General features: G+C 61.5%; 19 protein-coding genes. 13 read left to right on the top strand and 6 right to left on the bottom strand.

Features of this window, described 5'->3' with window-relative positions; translation table 11 throughout:
- Positions 1 to 184: 184 nt before the first annotated feature.
- The 8 genes from AC3WRD_RS02965 (at position 185) to AC3WRD_RS03000 (ending at position 9,053) form a co-directional block, all read left to right on the top strand.
- Positions 185 to 2,125: a putative nucleotidyltransferase substrate binding domain-containing protein gene (locus AC3WRD_RS02965; RefSeq protein WP_102619764.1), complete on the top strand. Its 1,941-nt coding sequence runs from the start codon at positions 185 to 187 to the stop codon at positions 2,123 to 2,125.
- Positions 2,122 to 2,829, top strand: a complete 708-nt coding sequence (locus AC3WRD_RS02970) for a 3'-5' exonuclease (protein WP_102619763.1) — start codon at positions 2,122 to 2,124, stop codon at positions 2,827 to 2,829. The genes AC3WRD_RS02965 and AC3WRD_RS02970 overlap by 4 nt, the downstream gene beginning before the upstream one ends.
- Before the next feature lie 111 nt (positions 2,830 to 2,940).
- Entirely contained in the window at positions 2,941 to 3,459 is a 519-nt protein-coding gene (locus tag AC3WRD_RS02975; RefSeq protein ID WP_096817822.1) for an RNA polymerase sigma factor, read from the top strand.
- The gene (locus tag AC3WRD_RS02980) at positions 3,456 to 4,427 is read left to right on the top strand and encodes a FecR domain-containing protein (protein ID WP_102619762.1); all 972 of its coding nucleotides are present in this window, start codon (positions 3,456 to 3,458) and stop codon (positions 4,425 to 4,427) included. Before AC3WRD_RS02975 ends, AC3WRD_RS02980 begins: the two co-directional genes overlap by 4 nt.
- A 122-nt stretch (positions 4,428 to 4,549) precedes the next feature.
- Positions 4,550 to 6,976, top strand: a complete 2,427-nt coding sequence (locus tag AC3WRD_RS02985) for a TonB-dependent siderophore receptor (RefSeq protein ID WP_102619761.1) — start codon at positions 4,550 to 4,552, stop codon at positions 6,974 to 6,976.
- Positions 6,977 to 7,050: 74 nt separating this feature from the next.
- A complete protein-coding gene (locus AC3WRD_RS02990) occupies positions 7,051 to 8,181 on the top strand; it encodes a PepSY-associated TM helix domain-containing protein (protein ID WP_096817817.1) in 1,131 nt (376 codons plus the stop codon).
- Positions 8,178 to 8,357 (top strand): hypothetical protein, encoded by a 180-nt coding sequence (locus AC3WRD_RS02995; RefSeq protein WP_096817815.1) that lies wholly within the window; start codon positions 8,178 to 8,180, stop codon positions 8,355 to 8,357. Before AC3WRD_RS02990 ends, AC3WRD_RS02995 begins: the two co-directional genes overlap by 4 nt.
- A gap of 66 nt (positions 8,358 to 8,423) precedes the next feature.
- Positions 8,424 to 9,053 (top strand): glutathione S-transferase, encoded by a 630-nt coding sequence (locus AC3WRD_RS03000; RefSeq protein ID WP_096817813.1) that lies wholly within the window; start codon positions 8,424 to 8,426, stop codon positions 9,051 to 9,053.
- Between the two features lie 87 nt (positions 9,054 to 9,140).
- Here the strand turns inward: AC3WRD_RS03000 and creD are convergent, their stop codons facing one another.
- On the bottom strand, positions 9,141 to 10,511 hold the full coding sequence (gene creD / locus AC3WRD_RS03005; RefSeq protein ID WP_102619760.1) for a cell envelope integrity protein CreD: 1,371 nt from the start codon (positions 10,509 to 10,511) through the stop codon (positions 9,141 to 9,143).
- 165 nt (positions 10,512 to 10,676) lie between these two features.
- On the opposite strand from creD, the gene AC3WRD_RS03010 reads away from it, so the two are divergent.
- Positions 10,677 to 11,687 carry an acyltransferase family protein gene (locus tag AC3WRD_RS03010; RefSeq protein ID WP_102619759.1) on the top strand — a complete coding sequence of 337 codons (1,011 nt, stop codon included), beginning with the start codon at positions 10,677 to 10,679 and terminating at the stop codon, positions 11,685 to 11,687.
- Positions 11,688 to 11,711: 24 nt separating this feature from the next.
- On the opposite strand, the gene creC is transcribed toward AC3WRD_RS03010, so the two are convergent.
- From creC to rloA2, 3 genes are all read right to left on the bottom strand, one after another.
- A complete protein-coding gene (gene creC, locus AC3WRD_RS03015; RefSeq protein ID WP_102619758.1) occupies positions 11,712 to 13,130 on the bottom strand; it encodes a two-component system sensor histidine kinase CreC in 1,419 nt (472 codons plus the stop codon).
- The gene (gene creB / locus AC3WRD_RS03020) at positions 13,130 to 13,810 is read right to left on the bottom strand and encodes a two-component system response regulator CreB (protein WP_096817806.1); all 681 of its coding nucleotides are present in this window, start codon (positions 13,808 to 13,810) and stop codon (positions 13,130 to 13,132) included. Before creB ends, creC begins: the two co-directional genes overlap by 1 nt.
- 73 nt (positions 13,811 to 13,883) lie before the next feature.
- Positions 13,884 to 14,390 (bottom strand): retropepsin-like aspartic peptidase RloA2, encoded by a 507-nt coding sequence (gene rloA2, locus AC3WRD_RS03025; RefSeq protein ID WP_102619757.1) that lies wholly within the window; start codon positions 14,388 to 14,390, stop codon positions 13,884 to 13,886.
- A gap of 173 nt (positions 14,391 to 14,563) precedes the next feature.
- On the opposite strand from rloA2, the gene yihG reads away from it, so the two are divergent.
- Complete coding sequence (gene yihG / locus AC3WRD_RS03030) at positions 14,564 to 15,451, top strand: 1-acylglycerol-3-phosphate O-acyltransferase, YihG family (protein WP_102619756.1); 888 nt, start codon at positions 14,564 to 14,566, stop codon at positions 15,449 to 15,451.
- Between the two features lies 1 nt (position 15,452).
- Here yihG and AC3WRD_RS03035 read toward each other — a convergent pair whose 3' ends face one another.
- The gene (locus AC3WRD_RS03035; RefSeq protein ID WP_096817801.1) at positions 15,453 to 16,010 is read right to left on the bottom strand and encodes a DUF2780 domain-containing protein; all 558 of its coding nucleotides are present in this window, start codon (positions 16,008 to 16,010) and stop codon (positions 15,453 to 15,455) included.
- A 149-nt stretch (positions 16,011 to 16,159) separates the two neighbouring features.
- Between AC3WRD_RS03035 and AC3WRD_RS03040 the strand changes: the two genes are divergently transcribed.
- From AC3WRD_RS03040 to AC3WRD_RS03050, 3 genes are all read left to right on the top strand, one after another.
- Complete coding sequence (locus tag AC3WRD_RS03040; RefSeq protein WP_102619807.1) at positions 16,160 to 16,786, top strand: sigma-70 family RNA polymerase sigma factor; 627 nt, start codon at positions 16,160 to 16,162, stop codon at positions 16,784 to 16,786.
- The gene (locus AC3WRD_RS03045; protein WP_102619755.1) at positions 16,783 to 17,457 is read left to right on the top strand and encodes an anti-sigma factor; all 675 of its coding nucleotides are present in this window, start codon (positions 16,783 to 16,785) and stop codon (positions 17,455 to 17,457) included. The genes AC3WRD_RS03040 and AC3WRD_RS03045 overlap by 4 nt, the downstream gene beginning before the upstream one ends.
- A 159-nt stretch (positions 17,458 to 17,616) precedes the next feature.
- A complete protein-coding gene (locus AC3WRD_RS03050; RefSeq protein WP_102619754.1) occupies positions 17,617 to 18,003 on the top strand; it encodes a hypothetical protein in 387 nt (128 codons plus the stop codon).
- Positions 18,004 to 18,082: 79 nt separating this feature from the next.
- On the opposite strand, the gene fdhA is transcribed toward AC3WRD_RS03050, so the two are convergent.
- Positions 18,083 to 19,282, bottom strand: coding sequence for a formaldehyde dehydrogenase, glutathione-independent (fdhA, locus tag AC3WRD_RS03055; RefSeq protein WP_096817794.1), 1,200 nt, complete (start codon positions 19,280 to 19,282; stop codon positions 18,083 to 18,085).
- Between the last annotated feature and the right edge of the window lie 38 nt (positions 19,283 to 19,320).

Raw genomic sequence — 19,320 nt, forward strand, 5'->3', positions numbered from 1 at the left:
TGCACTTCGTCGGATTTTTTTCCAAGGGGCTAACCTGAGAATTTCCGACTGTTTGTGTAGGGCATATCCGAAAACTACCCAACGGCACGCCAAACCTAGACTTACGTCCAATGGGCACCCCGCGCGCTGGGGTCGACCATGGCTGCAACGATCCAATAACAACAATTCGAAAAAGACTGCGGTAATGGTTATGAGTAAAGCGGACGCCTTCACCCAGGCAGGGAAAACCGCGGTGTTGCAGAACATTCAGGGCACTTTGCAATTCCTCCAGCGCTTCCCCCCTTTCAATCAGATGGAACACGCCCACCTGGCCTATCTGGTGGAGCAATGCCAACTGCGCTTCTACGGTCAGGGCGAGAGCATCATCAAACCCGCCGACGGGCCGGTCGAACACTTCTACATCGTCAAGCAGGGCCGGGTGGTCGGCGAGCGGCCGCACACGGCCAAGGGAGGCACCGAAACCACGTTTGAAATCACCACCGGCGAGTGTTTTCCCCTCGCCGCACTGCTCGGCGAACGGGCGACCCGCACCGAGCATCTGGCCGGCGAAGACACCTTCTGCCTGCAACTGAACAAACTGGCGTTCATCAAGCTGTTCGCCCTCTCCAACACCTTCCGCGACTTCGCCCTGCGCGGGGTCAGCAGCCTGCTCGATCAGGTCAACCAGCAAGTCCAGCAGAAAGCCGTGGAAACCCTCGGCACCCAATATTCGCTGAACACCCGCCTGGGCGAATTGGCCATGCGCCATCCGGTGACGTGCAGCCCTTCCACTCCACTGCGCGAAGCGGTCAAGCTGATGCACGAACAACAGGTCGGCAGCATCGTCGCGGTGGATGAGCACAAGGCGCCGCTGGGGATTTTCACCCTGCGCGATCTGCGCCATGTGGTGGCTGCGGGCGTTGGCGACTTCGATGAACCGATCGAACGCCACATGACGCCCTCGCCGTTCTATCTGTCGCCGGATCACAGCGCCTTCGACGCGGCGATTGCCATGACCGAGCGGCATATCGCCCACGTCTGCCTGGTCAAGGATCAGCGTCTGTGCGGCGTGGTCTCCGAGCGTGATCTGTTCTCGCTGCAACGGGTCGATCTGGTGCACTTGGCACGGACCATCCGCAGCGCCCAGCGGATTGAACAACTGGTGACTCTGCGTGGCGAGATCGGCCAACTGGTGGAGCGCATGCTGGCTCACGGCGCATCGTCGACCCAGATCACCCACATCATCACCCTGCTCAACGATCACACCGTGTGCCGGGTAATCGAGCTGACCCTCGCGGAGAAAGGCGACCCCGGTGTGCCGTTCAGTTGGCTGTGCTTCGGCAGCGAAGGCCGGCGCGAACAGACCCTGCACACCGATCAGGACAACGGCATTCTGTTCGATGCGCGGGATGCGGCCCATGCGGCGGAGATTCGCGGCAAGTTGCTGCCCATCGCCCAGCAGATCAATAACAGCCTGGCGCAGTGCGGCTTCACTCTGTGCAAAGGCAACGTCATGGCCGGCAATCCGCAGCTGTGCCTGTCCCGCGCCGAATGGGCCCGACGCTTTGCCGCGTTCATTCGCGAGGCAACGCCGGAGAACCTGCTGGGCTCAAGCATCTATTTCGATCTGCGGGTGGTCTGGGGCGATGAACAGGGTTGCGAGCAATTGCGTCGGGGGATTCTCGATCAGGTCGGCGACAATCGTTTGTTCCAGCGGATGATGGCCGAGAACGCCTTGCGCAACCGCCCGCCGGTGGGGCGTTTCCGTGAATTCGTGCTGACCCGCAAGAACGGCGAGAAAGCCACGCTGGACCTGAAGATCCAGGGCCTGACGCCGTTTGTCGACGGTGCACGTCTGCTGGCTCTGGCCAATGGCATCGACGCCAACAACACCCTCGAACGCTTCCGCCAGTTGGTGGAGAAAGAAGTCATCGACCGACTGGATGGCGCCGCGTACGAGGAGGCTTATCACTTTATCCAGCAGACACGCATGCAGCAGCATCAGCTCCAGACCCGGGAAAACCTGCCGTATTCGAACCGGGTCGATCCCGACAGCCTCAATCATCTGGACCGGCGCATCCTGCGCGAATCCCTGCGCCAGGCCCAGCGCCTGCAAAGCAGCCTGACCCTGCGGTATCAGCTATGAGCCTGTTCTCGTGGCTGCGTCCGGCCAGCCCGGTTCTGCCGGACGATCTACAACAACGTCTGGCGAAACTGCCGGCGGTCCGCGAACTGAGCGAGTGCAGTCTGCGCGAACAGCGCTGGGTGGTGCTGGATCTGGAAACCACCGGGCTCAACCTTAACAAGGACCGGGTACTGTCGATTGGCGCGGTGGTGATCGAGGACGGCGCCATCGACTTCAGCCAGCAGTTCGAACGCACCCTGCAATGTCGCGAACTGAAACTCAGCCCCAGCGTGTTGATCCACGGACTGGGGCCGAATGCGATTGCCGCCGGCAGCGAGCCGGCCGAGGCATTGCTCGACCTTCTGGAGTTTATTGGCGACAGTCCGGTGCTGGCGTTTCATGCGCCGTTCGATCAGCACATGCTGGGCCGGGCGGTGAAAGAACACCTGGGCCACAAGTTGCAGCAAGTGTTTCTGGATGTCGCCGACATTGCACCGCTGGTTTGCCCCCAGGCGCATATCCGCGAGGCTGGGCTGGACGAGTGGATCGACTGGTTCAAGCTCGAAGTGTTCGAGCGCCACCATGCCAGCGCCGACGCACTGGCCACGGCTGAACTGGCGTTGATTCTGTTCAGCCGGGCACGTCAGCAGCAGATTCACAGCCCCTTGAACTTGCAGCAACGCCTGAGTCAGTGGAAGCGCCGCCAGCAGACGCATTCGTTCTGAGCCCCGGGTTGTCGCCCGACAACCCGACCGGTGGCCAATTGCTAACCATTCCCACCTCTGCCACAATCGCGAACAATTCTCGTTAGTTAACATTTCCCAGTCGGTGCCTTCGTGTCGTCAGCCCAAAGCCCTCACAGTGAGCTCGTCGGTGCGTTGTATCGCGACCATCGCGGCTGGCTGCTGGGCTGGCTGCGCCGCAACGTGGCCTGCCCGCAACGCGCCGAAGACCTGAGCCAGGACACCTTCGTCCGCCTGCTCGGTCGCGAGGAACTGCTGACGCCCCGCGAACCCCGGGCCTTTCTGGTGGCCATCGCCAAGGGTCTGCTGTTCGACTACTTCCGTCGCGCCGCCCTGGAACAAGCCTATCTCGCCGAACTGATGCTGATCCCCGAAGGCGAGCAGCCGTCGGTGGAAGAGCAACAACTGATCCTCGAAGACCTCAAAGCTATCGATCGTCTGCTCGGCCAATTGTCGACCAAGGCCCGCGCCGCATTCCTTTATAACCGTCTCGACGGCCTGACCCATGCCGAGATCGCCGACAAACTCGGCGTGTCGGTGCCGCGCGTGCGCCAGTACCTGGCCCAGGGTATCCGCCAGTGCTACATCGCCCTGTACGGTGAGCCGACATGAACCCGGCCAGTTCCAAACCGGTCTCGGCCCATGTGCTGGACGCGGCGATTGCCTGGCAATTGACCCTCGATTCCAGCAGCCCGCTGGAGCGCGAAGAATTCGCCAAATGGCACGCCGCCAACGAAGAACACGCCCGTGCCTGGCGTCAGTTGGGCATGCTCGACCAGCGTTTCAGCGTGGCCAACGGCCCGGCCCGCAGCGCGTTACTGCAATCGCGCGAAGGCATCCGCCGCCGGGTGCGCAAGCTTGGCAGCGGACTGGCCAGTGTTGTCGCGGTGGTCGGCCTGTCGCTGTTTGCCGCAGAACACTATCTGCCGCTGGATTACTGGCTCGCCGACCAGCGCACCGCTACCGGTGAACAACGCACCGTACGGCTGGCGGACGGCACCGTGATCAACCTCAACACCCACAGCGCCATGGATGTGCGGTTCGATGACCAGCAGCGGCTGCTTGTGCTGCAGGAAGGTGAAATCCTCATCGAGACCGGACATGGCGATGCACGACCGTTCATCGTCGAAACCCGCGAGGGTCGCATGCGCGCGCTGGGTACGCGGTTTCTGGTCAAACGCGAAGAACAGGGCACGCGCCTGAGCGTGTTGCAGTCGGCCGTCGCGGCGCACCCGCAATCCGATCCGCAGGAACAGATCCTGCGTGAAGGCCAGCAGGTGCTGATCCGCGACAACGGCCTGGACGCCGTCGTCGCGCTCAACCCCGGTGCCGATGCCTGGACGCGCGGCATGCTGGTGGTGGACAACGCGCGTCTGGAAGACCTGGTGCACGAGCTCGGCCGCTATCGTCGTGGCCATCTGGGCACAGCGCCGGAAGTGGCCGACCTGCGCATTACCGGCAGCTTCCCGCTGCACGATACCGACAAGGCGTTGAGCGCCCTGCTCCCGACCCTGCCGGTGCAGATCGAGCAGCACACGCCGTGGTGGGTCACCGTGGCCAAGGCTGATCCGAAGCCCTGATCCTCTGCCATAACGCCGTCCATTTCGCGTTAATGGAAATTATTTTCATCCAGCCCTATCACTTTTCGATTCTCGTCCGGCACACAGGCAATTGAGAAATATTTCCATTCAGGAGCCGCCGTATGTCCCGTTCGCTAGACACCTTGTTGCGCCCCAGTTTGCTGGCGGTCGCCATTGCCCTCTGCACCCCGCTGGCCAGCAGCCAACTGATCGCCGCAGAACAGGCGTCGAGCGTTCGCGCCTACAACCTGCCGGCCGCGCCGCTGTCCACCACCCTGAACCAGATCGCCAGCCAGGGCGGCCTCACGCTGTCGCTGAATCCGTCGCTGGCGGCGGGCAAGACGTCGGCGCCAGTCAACGGCCAATATGACGCGGCAGGCGCACTGAGCGCCGCCCTGCGCGGCACCGGCCTGCAACTGGAACAAAGCAGCACCGGCACGTACACCCTGGTCGCGGTGCCGGAAGGCGTGATGGCCCTGCCGGAAACTTCGGTAATCGGTGTGGAAAACTCTGAAAGCGCCTGGGGCCCGGTCGAAGGCTACACCGCCACTCGCACCGCCGCCGGCACCAAGACTGACACCGCGCTGGTCGAAGCACCGCGTTCGATCTCCGTCGCCACCCGCCAGCAGATGGACGACCGCAGCGTCCACAGCCTCGATGACGCCGTGCGCTACATGCCGGGCATCACCGCCAGCAGCTACGGCAGCGACACCCGCTCCGACTGGCTGCGCGTGCGTGGCTTCGAACCAACCCAGTTCCTCGATGGCCTGCCGCTGCCAAAAGGCGTGTACGCCAACCCGAAACAGGAAACCTGGAACCTCGACCGCCTCGCCCTGCTGCGCGGCCCGGCCTCGTCGGTTTACGGCCAGACCCCGCCGGGCGGCTTGCTGGACATGGTCAGCCGACGTCCAAGCGATGTGCAGAGCAGCGAAATCCAGTTGCAGTACGGCAGCGACAACCACCGTCAGATCAACTTCGCCAGCACCGGCAAAATCGACGATGCCGGCCAGTTCCTCTACGGCCTCAGCGGCGTGGTACGTGACAGCGGCACGCAGGTCGATCACGTCGACAACAAGCGCTACAACATCGCGCCGAGCCTGACCTGGAACATCGACGACGACACCAAGTTCACCCTGCTGACCCAGTTCACCCGCGACGATACCGGCATCACCAGCCAGTTCCTGCCAGTGCAGGGCACCAAGATCGACATGCCGTTCGGCAAGGTTTCCCACCACAAGAACCTCGGCGATCCGGACTGGGAATACTACGACCGCACCTACTACGCGCTCGGTTATGCCTTCGAACATCGCCTGAACGATGTGTGGCAGTTCAAGCAGAACCTGCGTTACACCAAGTCGGATCTGTCGTTCCAGAGCCTGACCCCGGGTTCGTATCCGTACACCCAGGTGGACAACGCTGGCAACGTCGGCCGCACCAGCACCAGTGTCGAAGAGGACATCAGCCAGTTCGCCGTCGACAACAACTTCCAGGCTGACTTTGCCACCGGCGACATCCGCCACACGCTGCTGCTGGGTCTGGATCACCAGCGCAGCAACACCAACTACACCTCGATCTTCGGTGACGGTCTGACCACCAACGTGCTCAACCCGATCTACGGTCAGCCGATCGTACGCCCGGCGCGCTCCACCGCCTTCTACGACTACGACCAGAAGACCTACCAGACCGGTCTGTACGTGCAGGACCAGATGGCCCTCGACCAATGGCGCCTGACCCTCGGTGGCCGTGAAGACTGGGTGCACACCGGTACGAAGTTCATCAACAAGGCCGACGCCACCAACACCGATCGCGACAAGGCCTTCAGCGGCAACGCCGCACTGAGCTACGTGTTCGACTCGGGCTTCGTGCCGTACATTTCCTACGCCGAATCCTTCCAGCCCACCAGTGGCGCCGACGCCTCTTCCACTGAATCGCTCAAACCGACCGAAGGCAAGCAGTGGGAACTGGGCATCAAGTACCAGCCGCCCGGCAGCAAGACCCTGCTGTCCGCCGCGGTGTATGACCTGACCCAGAAAAACGTCTCGGTAAGCTCCTTCGTCAACGGCGTATCGATCACCAGCCAGACCGGCGAAGTGAAAGTCAAAGGCCTGGAGCTGGAAGCCACCTCCGATGTCACCGACAACCTGAAAGTCATCGCCGCCTACACCCTGGCCAAGTCCGAAGTGCAGAACGGCGCCGACAAGGGCAACCGCCTGCAACTGATGCCGAACCAGCAAGCCTCGCTGTGGACCGATTACACCTGGCACAGCGGCGTGCTCGACGGCTTCGGCGTCGGCGGCGGTGTGCGCTACACCGGCAACACCTACGGCGACAAGGCCAACACCTGGCTGGGCAAGGCTGACGCCTACACCGTGTTCGATGCCAGCGTGCATTACGACCTCGGTCGCCTGGACAACAGCCTCAAAGGCGCGTCGCTGGCACTCAACGCCACCAACCTGCTGAACAAGGACTACATTTCCACCTGCGACAGCTTCTACTGCTACTACGGCGACCAGCGCAGCGTCGTCGCCAGTGCCACCTACAAGTGGTAAGCGCTTGAGCTGAAACAGGCCCTGCAACCAGGCCGTCCCTCGTGGACGGCTTTGGTGTTTTTGAAGGTCATGAAATGAAAAGTAAAACAATCCGTCGCTGGTCGTTCGTCCACACCTGGACCAGCCTGATCTGCACCGTGTTTTTGCTGCTGCTGGCCCTGACCGGCCTGCCGCTGATTTTTCATCACGAGATCGAGCATCTGCTCGGTGACGCACCCCAGGTGCGCGAGATGCCGGCCGATACGCCGCACCTGAATCTGGCGCAACTGGTGCAAGCCGCCGAAGCCCATCGCCCCGGTGAAGTCGTGCAGTACTTCGGCTTCGAAGACGACGAGCCGAACACCGTGCTGACGATCATGGCGAAGACGGCCGGCACCGAGCCGAATTCCTCGCACACTTTCATGCTCGACGCCCGCACCGGCGAAGCCCTGGAAACACCCTCGGCCAACGGCGGCCTGATGCTGTTCATCCTGCGCCTGCACGTCGACATGTTTGCCGGACTGCCGGGCAAGTTGCTGCTGGCGTTCATGGGCGTGCTGTTCGTGGTGGCGATCGTGTCCGGGACGGTGTTGTACCTACCGTTCATGCGTCGCCTGGACTTCGGCACCGTGCGCCGGGACAAATCCACCCGTCTGCGTTGGCTCGATCTGCACAACCTGATCGGCGTGGTGACCCTGACCTGGGCGCTGGTGGTCGGTGTGACGGGAGTGATCAGCGCCTGTGCCGATCTGATCATCGCGGCCTGGCGCAACGATTCGCTCAACGCCATGATCGCGCCCTACCGCGATGCGCCGCCGCTGACTCACCTCGCCCCGGCCACTCGCCTGCTGGATATCGCCGGCGAAGTCGCGCCGGGGATGAAACCGGACTTCATCGCGTTCCCCGGCACGCGGTTTTCCAGCGAGCATCACTACTCGGTGTTCATGAAGGGTGGCACCCACCTGACCTCGCATCTGCTGACGCCGGTGCTGATCGACGCCAGCAACTTGCAGGTCACGGCGGTCGCTGAACGGCCGTGGTACATGGACGCCATGGGCATGTCGCAGCCGCTGCACTTTGGCGACTACGGCGGCATGCCGATGAAAATCCTCTGGGCCACCCTCGATGTACTGACCATCATCGTCCTCGGCAGCGGCGTGTACTTGTGGGTGGTGCGGCGCAAGGCCGCGAAACCGGTGCTGGAAACAGCGGAGGCTTCGGCATGAAACCGCGTCAGTCGAATTTCTGGAAAGTCTTCAGCACGCCATTGGTGATTGCGTTACTCAGTGCGGCGGGGTTGTTCGCCGCCCTGCTGGGCGACGGGATCTGGGATGGCTTGAGCTGGATCGGTCTGGGTGTGCCAGCCGCACTCGCCCTTCGCGGTCTGTTGCAACGGCACTGAATGGCTTGAGCCTGACGGGCAACGCGCTATGCTGCCCGTTCATTGCCCTTGACCGAGACCCTGCCGATGTCCGCTCCCAGCATGACCCTGTTCCACAACACCCTGTCCCCGTTCGTGCGCAAAGTCATGGTGCTGCTGCACGAGACCGGCCAGCAGGATCGCGTCGCCTTGCAGGACTGCGTCCTGACACCGGTCAACCCCAGCACTGCGCTGAACGAAGACAACCCGCTGGGCAAGATCCCGGCCCTGCGCCTGGCTGATGGCAATGTCATCCATGACAGCCGGGTGATTCTCGATTACCTCGACCACCAGCACGTCGGCAACCCGCTGATCCCTCGCGACGGCTCGGCCCGCTGGCGTCGTCTGACCCTGGCCTCGATGGCCGACGGGATCATGGACGCCTCGGTCATGGTGCGTTACGAGCAAGTGCTGCGTGCCCCGGAAAAGCACTGGGACGAGTGGCTCGAGGCCCAGCGCGACAAGATCCGCCGGACCCTGGCGCTGCTGGAGCGCGACGCCATCGCCGAACTGACCTGCCATTTCGACGTCGCTTCGATCAGCGTGGCCTGTGCACTGGGTTATCTGGATCTGCGCTTCCCGGATCTGGGCTGGCGTGAAGCCAACCCGCAACTGGCCAACTGGTTCTTTGAAGTGAGCCAGCGGCCATCGATGATTGCGACAATGCCGAAGGTTTGATGCGCGGGGCGGGAGGCAGTGACGCAAAGATCAGCGTCACCAATACCTCTGCCTCCCGCTGATCCTCACGCAACCCCACAAACCGGCTCATTGCACCGCTCCGAGATCAAACTCCAGCGGTTTGGCCGGTTTCTGCCCGACGCCATACCAGTCCAGGTTACGGGTCAGCACCATGAACACGCCCAACAGGCCGAACAGCAACAGCGAGCCCATCAGCAGCGCGTAATCCTCGGCGCTGAGCAAGCCGTAGAGCAGGCCATACAACGGCGCCAATCCCGCCGAAAAACTCAGGCCATGACGCACGCTGTGCAGCACGTGGCAGACATAGAAGCCAATCAGCAACACACAACCACTGGCCGACAGCAGATACGCCAGGGCAAACCCGATGTGTTCCGACAACGACAACAACAGCAGATAGAAGAACGCCAGCGCCACACCCACCAGCGCATATTGCACCGGGTGCACGGCCAGGCTTTTCAATATCTCGAACAGGAAGAAACCGGCGAACGTCAGGACAATGAACAACAGCGCATATTTGATCGCCCGGTCACTCTTCAGGTATTGATCCACCGGATCGATGAAGCTCACCCCGAAACTGCGGCCGTTGAACGCCTCGCAATCGTTGCCCGAGACGCAACGGTTCATGGCCTCTTGCAGGTTGGTGGAGAAAAACGAGGTCTGCCAATCGGCGGTGAAGCCCTGATCGGTGATTTCACGCTTGGCCGGCAGGAAGTTGCCGATGAAGCTCGGGTGCGGCCAGTTGGCAGAAAGATTCACGCGGCTGGTCTTGCCCACCGGCAACACTTGCAACGAGCCAGTGCCTTGCAAGCGCAGGTCGAAGCCGAAGGCCAGTTCCGTGACCTGAGTTGTATCGAGTGCCGGCAGCGTCGCCCGAACGCCCTCGCCGAGCCAGCCCACTTGCGTGCCGGGCACAAAGTCCAGGCGTTGCGAACCGAGTTCCAGTTTCAGGGCATTTTCGATCCCGCGAATGTCACTGATGCCGATTGCGAGAAACGGCGCATCGAATTTGTAATCAGCAAAATCTTCCTTGATCCCCAACTGCGCCGGCAGCGAAAAATGCCCGCTGATGCGGTTGTCGGCGTGGAACAGCCGCGCTTCATAGATGCCCCGGGCACGCAGTTCAGTCTGCACCTGGCCGTCGAGTTCGAAGCGCTCCGGCAGGAAGTACAAGCGTCCACGTTCCTCGCCGATTTCCTGATAACGCTCATCGGTCTTTTCCTTGGTTTTCCAGGTGCGCACCACTTTGCGGTACGGCACCACCATCACCGGCCCGCTGATCTGCTGGCTGTAGCTTGAGCTTCTGGCGATGTCTTCGAGCACACCATCGCGCAGTTGCTGGCGATCATCGATGACGCCGTCGATCATCAGCAGCGGCACCAGCAGTAACAGGATCAACAGGGCAATGGCCCCGAGCTTGAATGTCAGATTTCGGTTCATCGGAACGCTCCCTTGTTGGAATGGAGCGAGTCTGTAAACGCTGTGTGGGTTTGTGATGGAGGTTGTGTGGGCTTTGTGTGGAAATACCTGTAAAACGCCTTTTCCGTCATCAAGTGCAGGACCACTTCGCGCCATAAGGGCAAGGTTCGAACAAGGATTATTCAATTGCGAAACAACTCATTCGACTTGATCAGGCATTTTGCCGCGCTGATGGTGCTGGTCAGTCACCACTTCGCACTTTGGGGCCTGGAAGAGCCAGGCATCGCCGGCTACAACTCATTGGGCGGCATCGCCGTCATCGCCTTCTTCTCGATCTCCGGCCTGCTGATCACCCATAGTTTCCTCAATGCCAGCAGCGTCACCGACTACCTGACCAAACGTGTCGCGAGGATTTTCCCGGCGCTGATCGCCTGCGCGTTCATCATGACGTTTGTGGCGGGCGGGATATTTGCCGACGGCTATATCACCGGTCCTGCGGCGCTGATCGACTTCCTGCGCATCTCGCTGTTCGGCCGCGCGGCAATCGATGAAATCACCAACGGTTTTATCTTCAGCGAGTCGTTCAATGGCAGCCTGTGGACGCTGAAGATCGAATTCGCCTTTTATCTGCTGGTGGCGGCCGCGCTGAGTCTGTACCGCCGGGCTGCGACGGCCGGTGCAATGCTGGTGGCGTTCTGTGTTGCGACCTATGTGCTGGGCAATGGCCCCGCCTCGGCGCTGACGCAGAAACTGACGGTGTATGGCTGTGCCGGTATCGCCTTTTTTGCCGGATCGCTCCTGGCCTTCTACAAACAATACCTGGGCGCCAGACATCGAATGGCAATGACGCTGGTGGCATGTCTCGGCCTGATGCCGTTGGCGGCGGGAACCCCGTTGACCGGGGTGGTCGTCACGCTGTGCATTTGCCTGGCCACGTTGAGCCTGGGCCTGTTGTATATCGATAGCACCATTCGTGGCCGGTTCGACCTCTCCTACGGCATCTATCTGTATGCGTTTCCCGTACAGCAATTGGTGATCAACAAGACGTCGCTGACGTTCGTGCCGTCCATGATCGTGTCGGCGCTGATCGTGATCGTGTTGGCCATCGCGTCCTGGCTGTGGATCGAACGACCGGCACTGCAATGGGTGCACCGCCGAAGCAAGGCCCGGATCAATGAGGTGATGACGCCGTCCTGAGCGCAAGACGGCTCGCCCGAGTGTTCACGGCAGGTGCAATTGCACCTGCACGCCACCGTCAAGGTTGTCGATGCGCAGAGAGCCACCGTGCAACTTGACCACCTCTTCGACGAAATTCAGCCCAAGTCCCGTGCTTTTGCGGCCACTGTCCGGACGCGGCAATGAATAGAATCGCTCGGTCAGACGCGCCAGCGCGTAATCGGGAATCGGTGCGGCTTCGTTGAACAGCCGGAACTCGATCTGCTCGCCAACCCGCTCGGCGTCAAATCGCAGCAACCCCCGTGGCGGTGTGAAATCCAGCGCGTTCTCCAGCAGATTGCCCAAAGCCTGACGCAGCAGGAACGGCTCGCCGATCAGCGACAAATCCGCCGGGATGGTGCACTCGATTCGCAGTTGTTTACCTTCAATGCGCGCAGCCTGTGCCTGCAACACTTCATCGACCAGCGCAGCGAGCGGCACAGCGACGCGTTCTTCCAGCGCCTGACGCTGCTCCACCTGGGCCAGATCGAGCAGCCGCTCGATCAACTGCTGCATGCGCGCACTTTCGCTGTCGATGTTGCCGACGAAACGCTGCCGTTGCGCCAGCGGCATTTCGCTTTGCAACAACTCCGCAGCGCCACGAATTGCCGCCAACGGGCTCTTCAATTCATGGGTCAAGGTGTGGACATAGCGTTCGACGTAGGCCTTGCCTTCAAGCTGGGTGCGCATCTGTTCCACGGCGCTCGCCAGTTGTTCCAGCTCGCCGCCACGGTAATGCGGCACTTCCACCCGACGCCCTTCGCTCACGGCCTCGGCATAACGGGTCAAACGGTGCAGTGCCCGGCTCAGCCACCACGACAACAGCGCACCGAGCAGCAGACCCAGGACGATCAGCCCGGCGCCATACCCCAGCAAGCGACGCTCGGTGCGGTCGACATAGGGTTGCAACGAGCTGTTGGGTTTAGCCACGGTGACCACGCCGATGATCTGGCCATCGTCGCGGATCGGCGCACCGACGTGCATGACCGAAGAGTTCGGATCATCGGGGTCGCTGCGGCTGGAGCGCGCGCCGTATTCGCCGCGCAGGGTCAGGTAGACGTCGTTCCAGCGCGAGTAATCCTGGCCGACCGCGAGGCCACTGGAATCCAGAACCACGATGCCCTTGGCGTCAGTGACGTAGATGCGGTGGTTGACCTGGTTTTTCGGCAGGCCCCAGATCGTCGCTTTCGGCTGGCGCTCGCCGTAGGCGCGGAGCAGTTCCGGCCAGCGATTCTGGCTGAGGGTACCAGCCTTGAAATCGTCCTTGAGGATTTCTGCCATCAGGTTGGCCGTGTCGACCAGGGTTTCCTCGGTGGACTGACGCACGCCGGGGCGGATTTCCTCCATCACGGTGTTGAGCACGAAATAACCGGTGAGGCCGATAAACAGCACGTACACCAGGAAAATCCGCAGCCCCAGCGACATCAGCTGTGCCCCGGGCTGTAGCTGTAGCCGAGGCCGCGATGGGTCTGGATCGGCTCGGCTTCGGCGCGAATCAGGCGCAACTTGGCGCGTACGCTCTTGATGTGGCTGTCGATGCTGCGCTCGTAGCCGGCATCCGCTGCCACCCCCAGCGCGTCGAGCAGTTGCTCGCGGCTGAACACCCGCTCCGGTTGTTCGAGCAGGCATTGCAGCAGACGGAATTCATGACGGGTCAGGCTCAACGCCTGGCCGCGATAGCTGATTTGCACACGCTCGGGATCGATACGAAACACCCCCGACCAGGCTTCGGCCGGCGGACGCGGTGCCATGCGCTTGAGAATTGCCCGGACCCGCGCCGCCACTTCACGAGGGCTGAACGGCTTGACCACGTAGTCGTCGGCGCCGATTTCCAGGCCCACCACGCGGTCGATTTCGGCATCCCGGGCGCTGAGGAACAGCACCGGTACTTCGCTGAACCGGCGCAGTTGCTTGCAGGTTTCAAAGCCGCTGATGTCCGGCAGACCAATGTCGAGGATGATCAGGTCGGCCGGCGTCTGGCGCTGATGCTCCAGCGCCGCCGCGCCGAGGCTCAGCCAGGTCGTGGTGAAGCCCTCGCCCTGCAAGGCAAAAATCAGCGTGTCGGCAATTGCCGCTTCGTCTTCGACAATCAGGATATGAGGCATGGCGTCCGAGCCTGTGGATTAAGTGCGCGAACGGTGCCCCAAGCCTGACGTTACGTCAATGAGACCACTTGTTTCAGCAGTCGGGTTTGTCGGCTGTGAAGCGCCTTGCCGGATTGACGGCTGCGCCGAACTCACGCAAGGCCTTGGCACCGATCAGCAGCGGGTAGTTGAAATGGCTGCGGTCGGTCAGGTTGACCTCCACGGTACGCTTGACGTTGCCCAAGCACAGTTCCAGATCGACCACCGGGCGCTTGGCGGCTTCCGTGGTGTCGCGATCCTCGTCGTCCTCGTCGGAGCGGCTCTTGATCTTGCTGATCCGCGCAATCTTGTGTTCGAACACCTTGTTGCTGGCGTCCTTGGTCGCGAGACGGAAACGCACCCAGTCTTCGCCGTCGCGGGTGAAAGTCTCGATGTCCTTGGCCGACAGCGAAGCGGTCAGCGCGCCGGTGTCCATTTTTGCCTTGAGCACTTGCCCGCCGATTTCCGGCAGCGCGATGTATTCGTAACGCCCGTACAGGGTCGGCTCGGCGGCCAGCACCGGCAGGGCAACAAGGGAAAGCAAAGCAAGGAGGGATTTCACGTAAGGGGCTTCCTTGAGAAATGGGGCGTCAGACGCGAGATTTTAGACCGCTGTTCACTTGATCGTTCCCGCAAGGCTAACGCGCCAAAGGTGAAACATTCGTAACCCGCGATTTGGCCTGTCGCCCGAAGCCACTTATCATGGCGCGCCCATCCGCTTTCATAGAGTTGCTTATGCGCCGCCTGCTCACCGGCTGTTTCGTCACCCTGCTGTTATTACTCAACACCCTGGTGCTGTTCGGCCCGCTGATGGTGTTCGCCCTGCTCAAGCTGATCCTGCCGGGACGCTTTCGCGATTACGCCTCGTGGGCGGTGATGTGGATCGCCGAGACCTGGGCGGAAATCGACAAACTGATCTTCCGCCTGTGCATCCCGACGCAATGGGACATTCGTGGCGGCGATGATCTGCGTGGCGACACGTCGTATCTGGTGATCAGCAACCATCAGTCCTGGGTCGACATCCCGGCGCTGATCCAGACCCTTAACCGGCGCACGCCGTTCTTCAAGTTCTTCCTCAAGAAAGAATTGATCTGGGTACCGTTCCTGGGCCTGGCCTGGTGGGCGCTGGATTACCCGTTCATGAAACGCTACACCAAGGCGTTCCTGGCGAAGCACCCGGAACTGGCCGGCAAGGACCTGGAAATCACCAAAGCCGCGTGCGAGCTGTTCAAGCGTCAGCCGGTGACGGTGGTCAACTATCTGGAAGGCACGCGCTATACCGCGGCCAAAAGCACGCAGCAACAATCACCGTTCAGCCATCTGCTCAAGCCCAAGGCGGGCGGTGTGGCGTTTGTGCTGGCGGCGATGGGTGAACAGCTGGACGCGATTCTGGATGTGACCGTGGTTTATCCACAGCCGAAGATTCCGGGTTTCTGGGACCTGATCAGCGGTAACGTGCCGCGCGTGATCATCGATATCCGTACTCGTGAACTCGACCCGGCGCTGTGGCAGGGCGACTACGAAAACGATCCGGTGTTTCGCGAGAAGATCCAGAACTGGGTCAACCAGCTCTGGACCGAGAAAGATCAGCGCATCGCCGAACTGCGCGGCGGGCGCCGTTGAATCAACTGCCGGCGCCGGTGCCCCAGATGCTGCCCAGGCTTTGCAACAGCGAGCCGCCGACACCCTGCTGACCGAGGTATTGCAGCAGTATCGGGGCAAACTGGCCAACCATGCCGCTGTCCATGCCCAACGCCCCAAAGGCATTGTTCAAGTCATTGGTGTCCTTGACGTTGCCCAGCGCGTTTTCCAGCCCGGCGGATTTGCCGGACGATCCGAGCAACCCGCTCAACGCCGCCAGATTGCCGCCGCCACCGGAAAGTTTGTCGATCCCCGGCACATCCTTGGCCAACTGCGAATAGTCAGTGTTGCTGAGCTGGTTTTTCGCCAGCCCCAGCATGGCACTGGTACCGCCGACCGCTTGCTGCGGCGTGACGTTCAGCGCGCTCAGTGCACTCAACAGACCGGCGGTTTCCGAGGTTGGCGCCGCTGCCGCAGCCTTGTCACCGCCCTGCATGCCCGACACCGCACCGGCAACGTCGCTCAGGCTGAAACCGGCAAATACCGGACCTGCCGCCAGGGTCAGGAGCGATGCCAGGGCAAAACCGCGTGAAATCTTCATTCAGACATCCTCTTGTGGCGTAAAAACCCTTCGTCAGCGAAGGGACAAACTGCCGGTTTGACCGAGTATCCGCCGGCATGTTCCGAGCGTAGCGCATCCATTCTGAACCCGGCCGCGTATATGAAACGTGAAACCCCGGAAACCCCATGATGAATGGCACGAGCGCAGCAGCTGAACTAGCCTGTGAACTACCCGAAACCAGCGCCCGCCCTGTCTGGAGACTTGTCATTACCCTCGCCGACACCGATCAGCTGCGGCAATTGCTGGCCCAGTGTTCACTGGGCGACCGCCGTGCCTTCGAAACGCTGTACCGCAGCGTGGGCCCGCGCCTGCACGGCGTTGCCCTGCGGTTCATGGGGCGCCCGGATCTTGCCGAGGAAGTATTGCAGGAAAGCTTCGTGCGGATCTGGAACAACGCCTCGCGCTACGAATCGCACCTGTCGGCGCCGATGACCTGGATGATCAACATCACCCGCAACCAGGCCATCGACCAGTTGCGTAAACACCGAGACCGGCCTCTGACCGATGTTGAACAGGACGCTCTGGCGGACGAAAGCCCGTCGGCCCATGACCAATTGAACAGCGCCCGCGAGGCCACAGCCCTGAACCGCTGCCTGGAAACCCTCGAAGGCATGCAGCGCCGGTCGATTACCGTGGCGTACTTTCAGGGTTTGTCCTGCTCGGAACTGGCCGAGCATCTGGCGGCGCCGCTCGGCTCGGTCAAATCATGGATTCGCCGTGGCATGGAACGCCTGCGCCGGTGCCTTGAATCATGAACTACCAGCCCCCTGCCCTGCGCCGCGCCCTCGCCGCCGATTACGCCATCGGCTTGATGGCTGCGCCGGCCCGTCGGCGTTTCGAGCAGTTGCTGCTGGAAGACGCGGCCCTGCGCGTCGAACTGGCGCACTGGCAGGAAAGCCTCGCCAGCCTCACCGAAACATTGCCGCAGGTTCCGGTGCCGGAGCGCGTGTGGCACGGCGTTACTGCGCGTATCGAGCCGCAGGTGCTGCACGTCCCCGAGAAGCGTCCGTTCTGGAACTGGCTGCGGGTGACGGCGGCACTGGCTTCAATCGTGGTGCTGGTGTTCCTCGGCTCGCTGTACACCCACGACGACGCCCGCTACCGCGCCACCCTGCTGAGCGCCGACGCGAAACCGGCGCTGAAGGTCGAGGCGCATGACGATTACCTGCAAGTCGAGCCGCTGACATTGGCGGCTGTCGATCCTCAGCGCAGTCTGGAACTGTGGGCGATTCCGGCCGATGGCAAGCCGATCTCGCTGGGTGTGATCCCGGCAGGTGGCAAAGGCAAGGTTGAACTGAGCGAGGCGCAGAAAGCGCTGATCGGCAAGCCGATTGCGCTGGCGGTCAGTCTTGAGCCGAAGGGTGGGTCGCCGACCGGGCAGCCTACGGGGCCGGTTCTTTATCAAGGGGCGTTGGCGGCGCTGTGAATGAGATCGGGAACGGACAAGGCATGCTCTCTGCCCAAGAGTAATTGCCAACGCATCCTTTATTCCAAAACAGGCTTATTGACTGTCAAATCTGACAGTACCTTAAAAAACGACAGTATCTGAACATGTGTCCTCCAACCCTGTAACGGAGTACGTCCCATGCTCAAATATCTGATTGCCGGTTCAGTCATCGCCCTGACACTCAGCAGCACTGTCTATGCAAATTGCCTGGAGGCCACGTCATTCAAAAAACTGAGTGACGGTAAATTCGAAGCAACGAGCCCCTATGGCAAGGTTGAAGTTGATGTTGATCCCGGCAGCGCCAGTGAAAGCGATGTCCAGGCACTCCCCTTCACAGCCGCACGAGCAAAAGAAACGACTACCAATGCGGCCAGAGTCATCTGCCAATACGAAAGCAAAGGATCGGAAATTGGAGCTTCACTGGTCTTGAAAAAAGGATCGCCGATCAATCTGACTGGACCAGACTGGAAAAACGATGACTGCGCAACCAAGGACGGTGACGTTCAAAAGTGCGCGTTCAATTAGTCGAGAGTTTCGAAGACAGGACGAGACAATTCCGCAAAAAAGGGCGACCTGACCGGCCGCCCTTTTTCGTGGTTACAACTTACGCCGCACTAAACAACTTATGCGGATCAATCACAAACTTCTTCGGCACACCCGCATCGAACTCGCCGTAGCCTTCCGGCGCCTGGTCGAGGCTGATGACCTGCACGCCCACCACTTCGGCAATGTTGATGCGGTCCCACATGATCGCCTGCATCAGTTGGCGGTTGTACTTCATCACCGGGGTCTGGCCGGTGTGGAAGCTGTGGGATTTGGCCCAGCCGAGGCCGAAGCGGATGCTCAGGCTGCCCATTTTTGCGGCAGCATCCACAGCACCCGGATCTTCGGTCACGTACAGGCCCGGAATACCGATCTTGCCAGCTACGCGCACCACGCCCATCAGCGAGTTGAGCACGGTGGCCGGGGCTTCGGATTTGACGCCGTCATGGCCATGACCACGGGCTTCGAAGCCCACGCAGTCCACAGCGCAATCCACTTCCGGTTCGCCCAGCAGTGCGGCGATCTGCTCGTGCAGCGGAGTGTCTTTCGACAGGTCGACGATTTCGAAACCCTGAGCCTTGGCGTGGGCCAGGCGGATGGTGTTGACGTCGCCGATGATGACCACCGCCGCGCCCAGCAGACGGGCCGAAGCGGCAGCGGCCAGACCGACCGGGCCGGCGCCCGCGATGTAAACGGTGCTGCCCGGGCCAACGCCTGCAGTAACGGCGCCGTGGTAACCGGTCGGCAGAATGTCGGAGAGGCAGGTCAGGTCACGGATTTTCTCCATGGCCTTGTCGCGGTCCGGCAGTTTCAGCAGGTTGAAGTCGGCGTACGGCACCAGCACGTACTCGGCCTGGCCGCCGGTCCAGTCGCCCATGTCGACGTAACCGTAGGCACCGCCGGCACGGGCCGGGTTGACGGTCAGGCAGACGCCGGTGTGTTGCTCCTTGCAGGAACGGCAGCGCCCACAAGCCACGTTGAACGGAACGGACACCAGATCGCCGATCTTCAGGTTCTCGACGTCGGAACCCTTCTCGATCACTTCACCGGTGATTTCATGGCCCAGTACCAGACCGGTCTGCGCCGTGGTGCGGCCGCGCACCATGTGCTGGTCGGAGCCGCAAATGTTGGTTGAAACCACACGCAGGATGACACCGTGTTCGATCTTCCTGCCGCGCGGATCCTGCATTTTCGGATAGTCGATTTTCTGTACTTCGACCTTGCCAGCGCCGAGATACACCACACCACGATTGCCAGACATGCTTTCACCTCGCTGTTGTTTTTATGGAACCGCGCCGC

The sequence above is a fragment of the Pseudomonas sp. FW215-R2 genome, assembly GCF_058789255.1.

What these genes read in the sequence shown, in the direction of transcription:
- AC3WRD_RS02990 (WP_096817817.1), top strand. Translation starts at nt 7,051, where the DNA reads ATGAAAAGTAAAACAATCCGTCGCTGGTCGTTCGTCCACACCTGGACC.
- creB (WP_096817806.1), bottom strand. Translation starts at nt 13,810, where the DNA reads ATGCCTCATATCCTGATTGTCGAAGACGAAGCGGCAATTGCCGACACG.
- creC (WP_102619758.1), bottom strand. Translation starts at nt 13,130, where the DNA reads ATGTCGCTGGGGCTGCGGATTTTCCTGGTGTACGTGCTGTTTATCGGC.
- AC3WRD_RS03035 (WP_096817801.1), bottom strand. Translation starts at nt 16,010, where the DNA reads ATGAAGATTTCACGCGGTTTTGCCCTGGCATCGCTCCTGACCCTGGCG.
- AC3WRD_RS03040 (WP_102619807.1), top strand. Translation starts at nt 16,160, where the DNA reads ATGAATGGCACGAGCGCAGCAGCTGAACTAGCCTGTGAACTACCCGAA.
- creD (WP_102619760.1), bottom strand. Translation starts at nt 10,511, where the DNA reads ATGAACCGAAATCTGACATTCAAGCTCGGGGCCATTGCCCTGTTGATC.
- AC3WRD_RS02985 (WP_102619761.1), top strand. Translation starts at nt 4,550, where the DNA reads ATGTCCCGTTCGCTAGACACCTTGTTGCGCCCCAGTTTGCTGGCGGTC.
- AC3WRD_RS02995 (WP_096817815.1), top strand. Translation starts at nt 8,178, where the DNA reads ATGAAACCGCGTCAGTCGAATTTCTGGAAAGTCTTCAGCACGCCATTG.
- AC3WRD_RS03045 (WP_102619755.1), top strand. Translation starts at nt 16,783, where the DNA reads ATGAACTACCAGCCCCCTGCCCTGCGCCGCGCCCTCGCCGCCGATTAC.
- AC3WRD_RS02970 (WP_102619763.1), top strand. Translation starts at nt 2,122, where the DNA reads ATGAGCCTGTTCTCGTGGCTGCGTCCGGCCAGCCCGGTTCTGCCGGAC.
- AC3WRD_RS03050 (WP_102619754.1), top strand. Translation starts at nt 17,617, where the DNA reads ATGCTCAAATATCTGATTGCCGGTTCAGTCATCGCCCTGACACTCAGC.
- AC3WRD_RS02980 (WP_102619762.1), top strand. Translation starts at nt 3,456, where the DNA reads ATGAACCCGGCCAGTTCCAAACCGGTCTCGGCCCATGTGCTGGACGCG.
- AC3WRD_RS03000 (WP_096817813.1), top strand. Translation starts at nt 8,424, where the DNA reads ATGTCCGCTCCCAGCATGACCCTGTTCCACAACACCCTGTCCCCGTTC.
- yihG (WP_102619756.1), top strand. Translation starts at nt 14,564, where the DNA reads ATGCGCCGCCTGCTCACCGGCTGTTTCGTCACCCTGCTGTTATTACTC.
- AC3WRD_RS02965 (WP_102619764.1), top strand. Translation starts at nt 185, where the DNA reads ATGGTTATGAGTAAAGCGGACGCCTTCACCCAGGCAGGGAAAACCGCG.
- fdhA (WP_096817794.1), bottom strand. Translation starts at nt 19,282, where the DNA reads ATGTCTGGCAATCGTGGTGTGGTGTATCTCGGCGCTGGCAAGGTCGAA.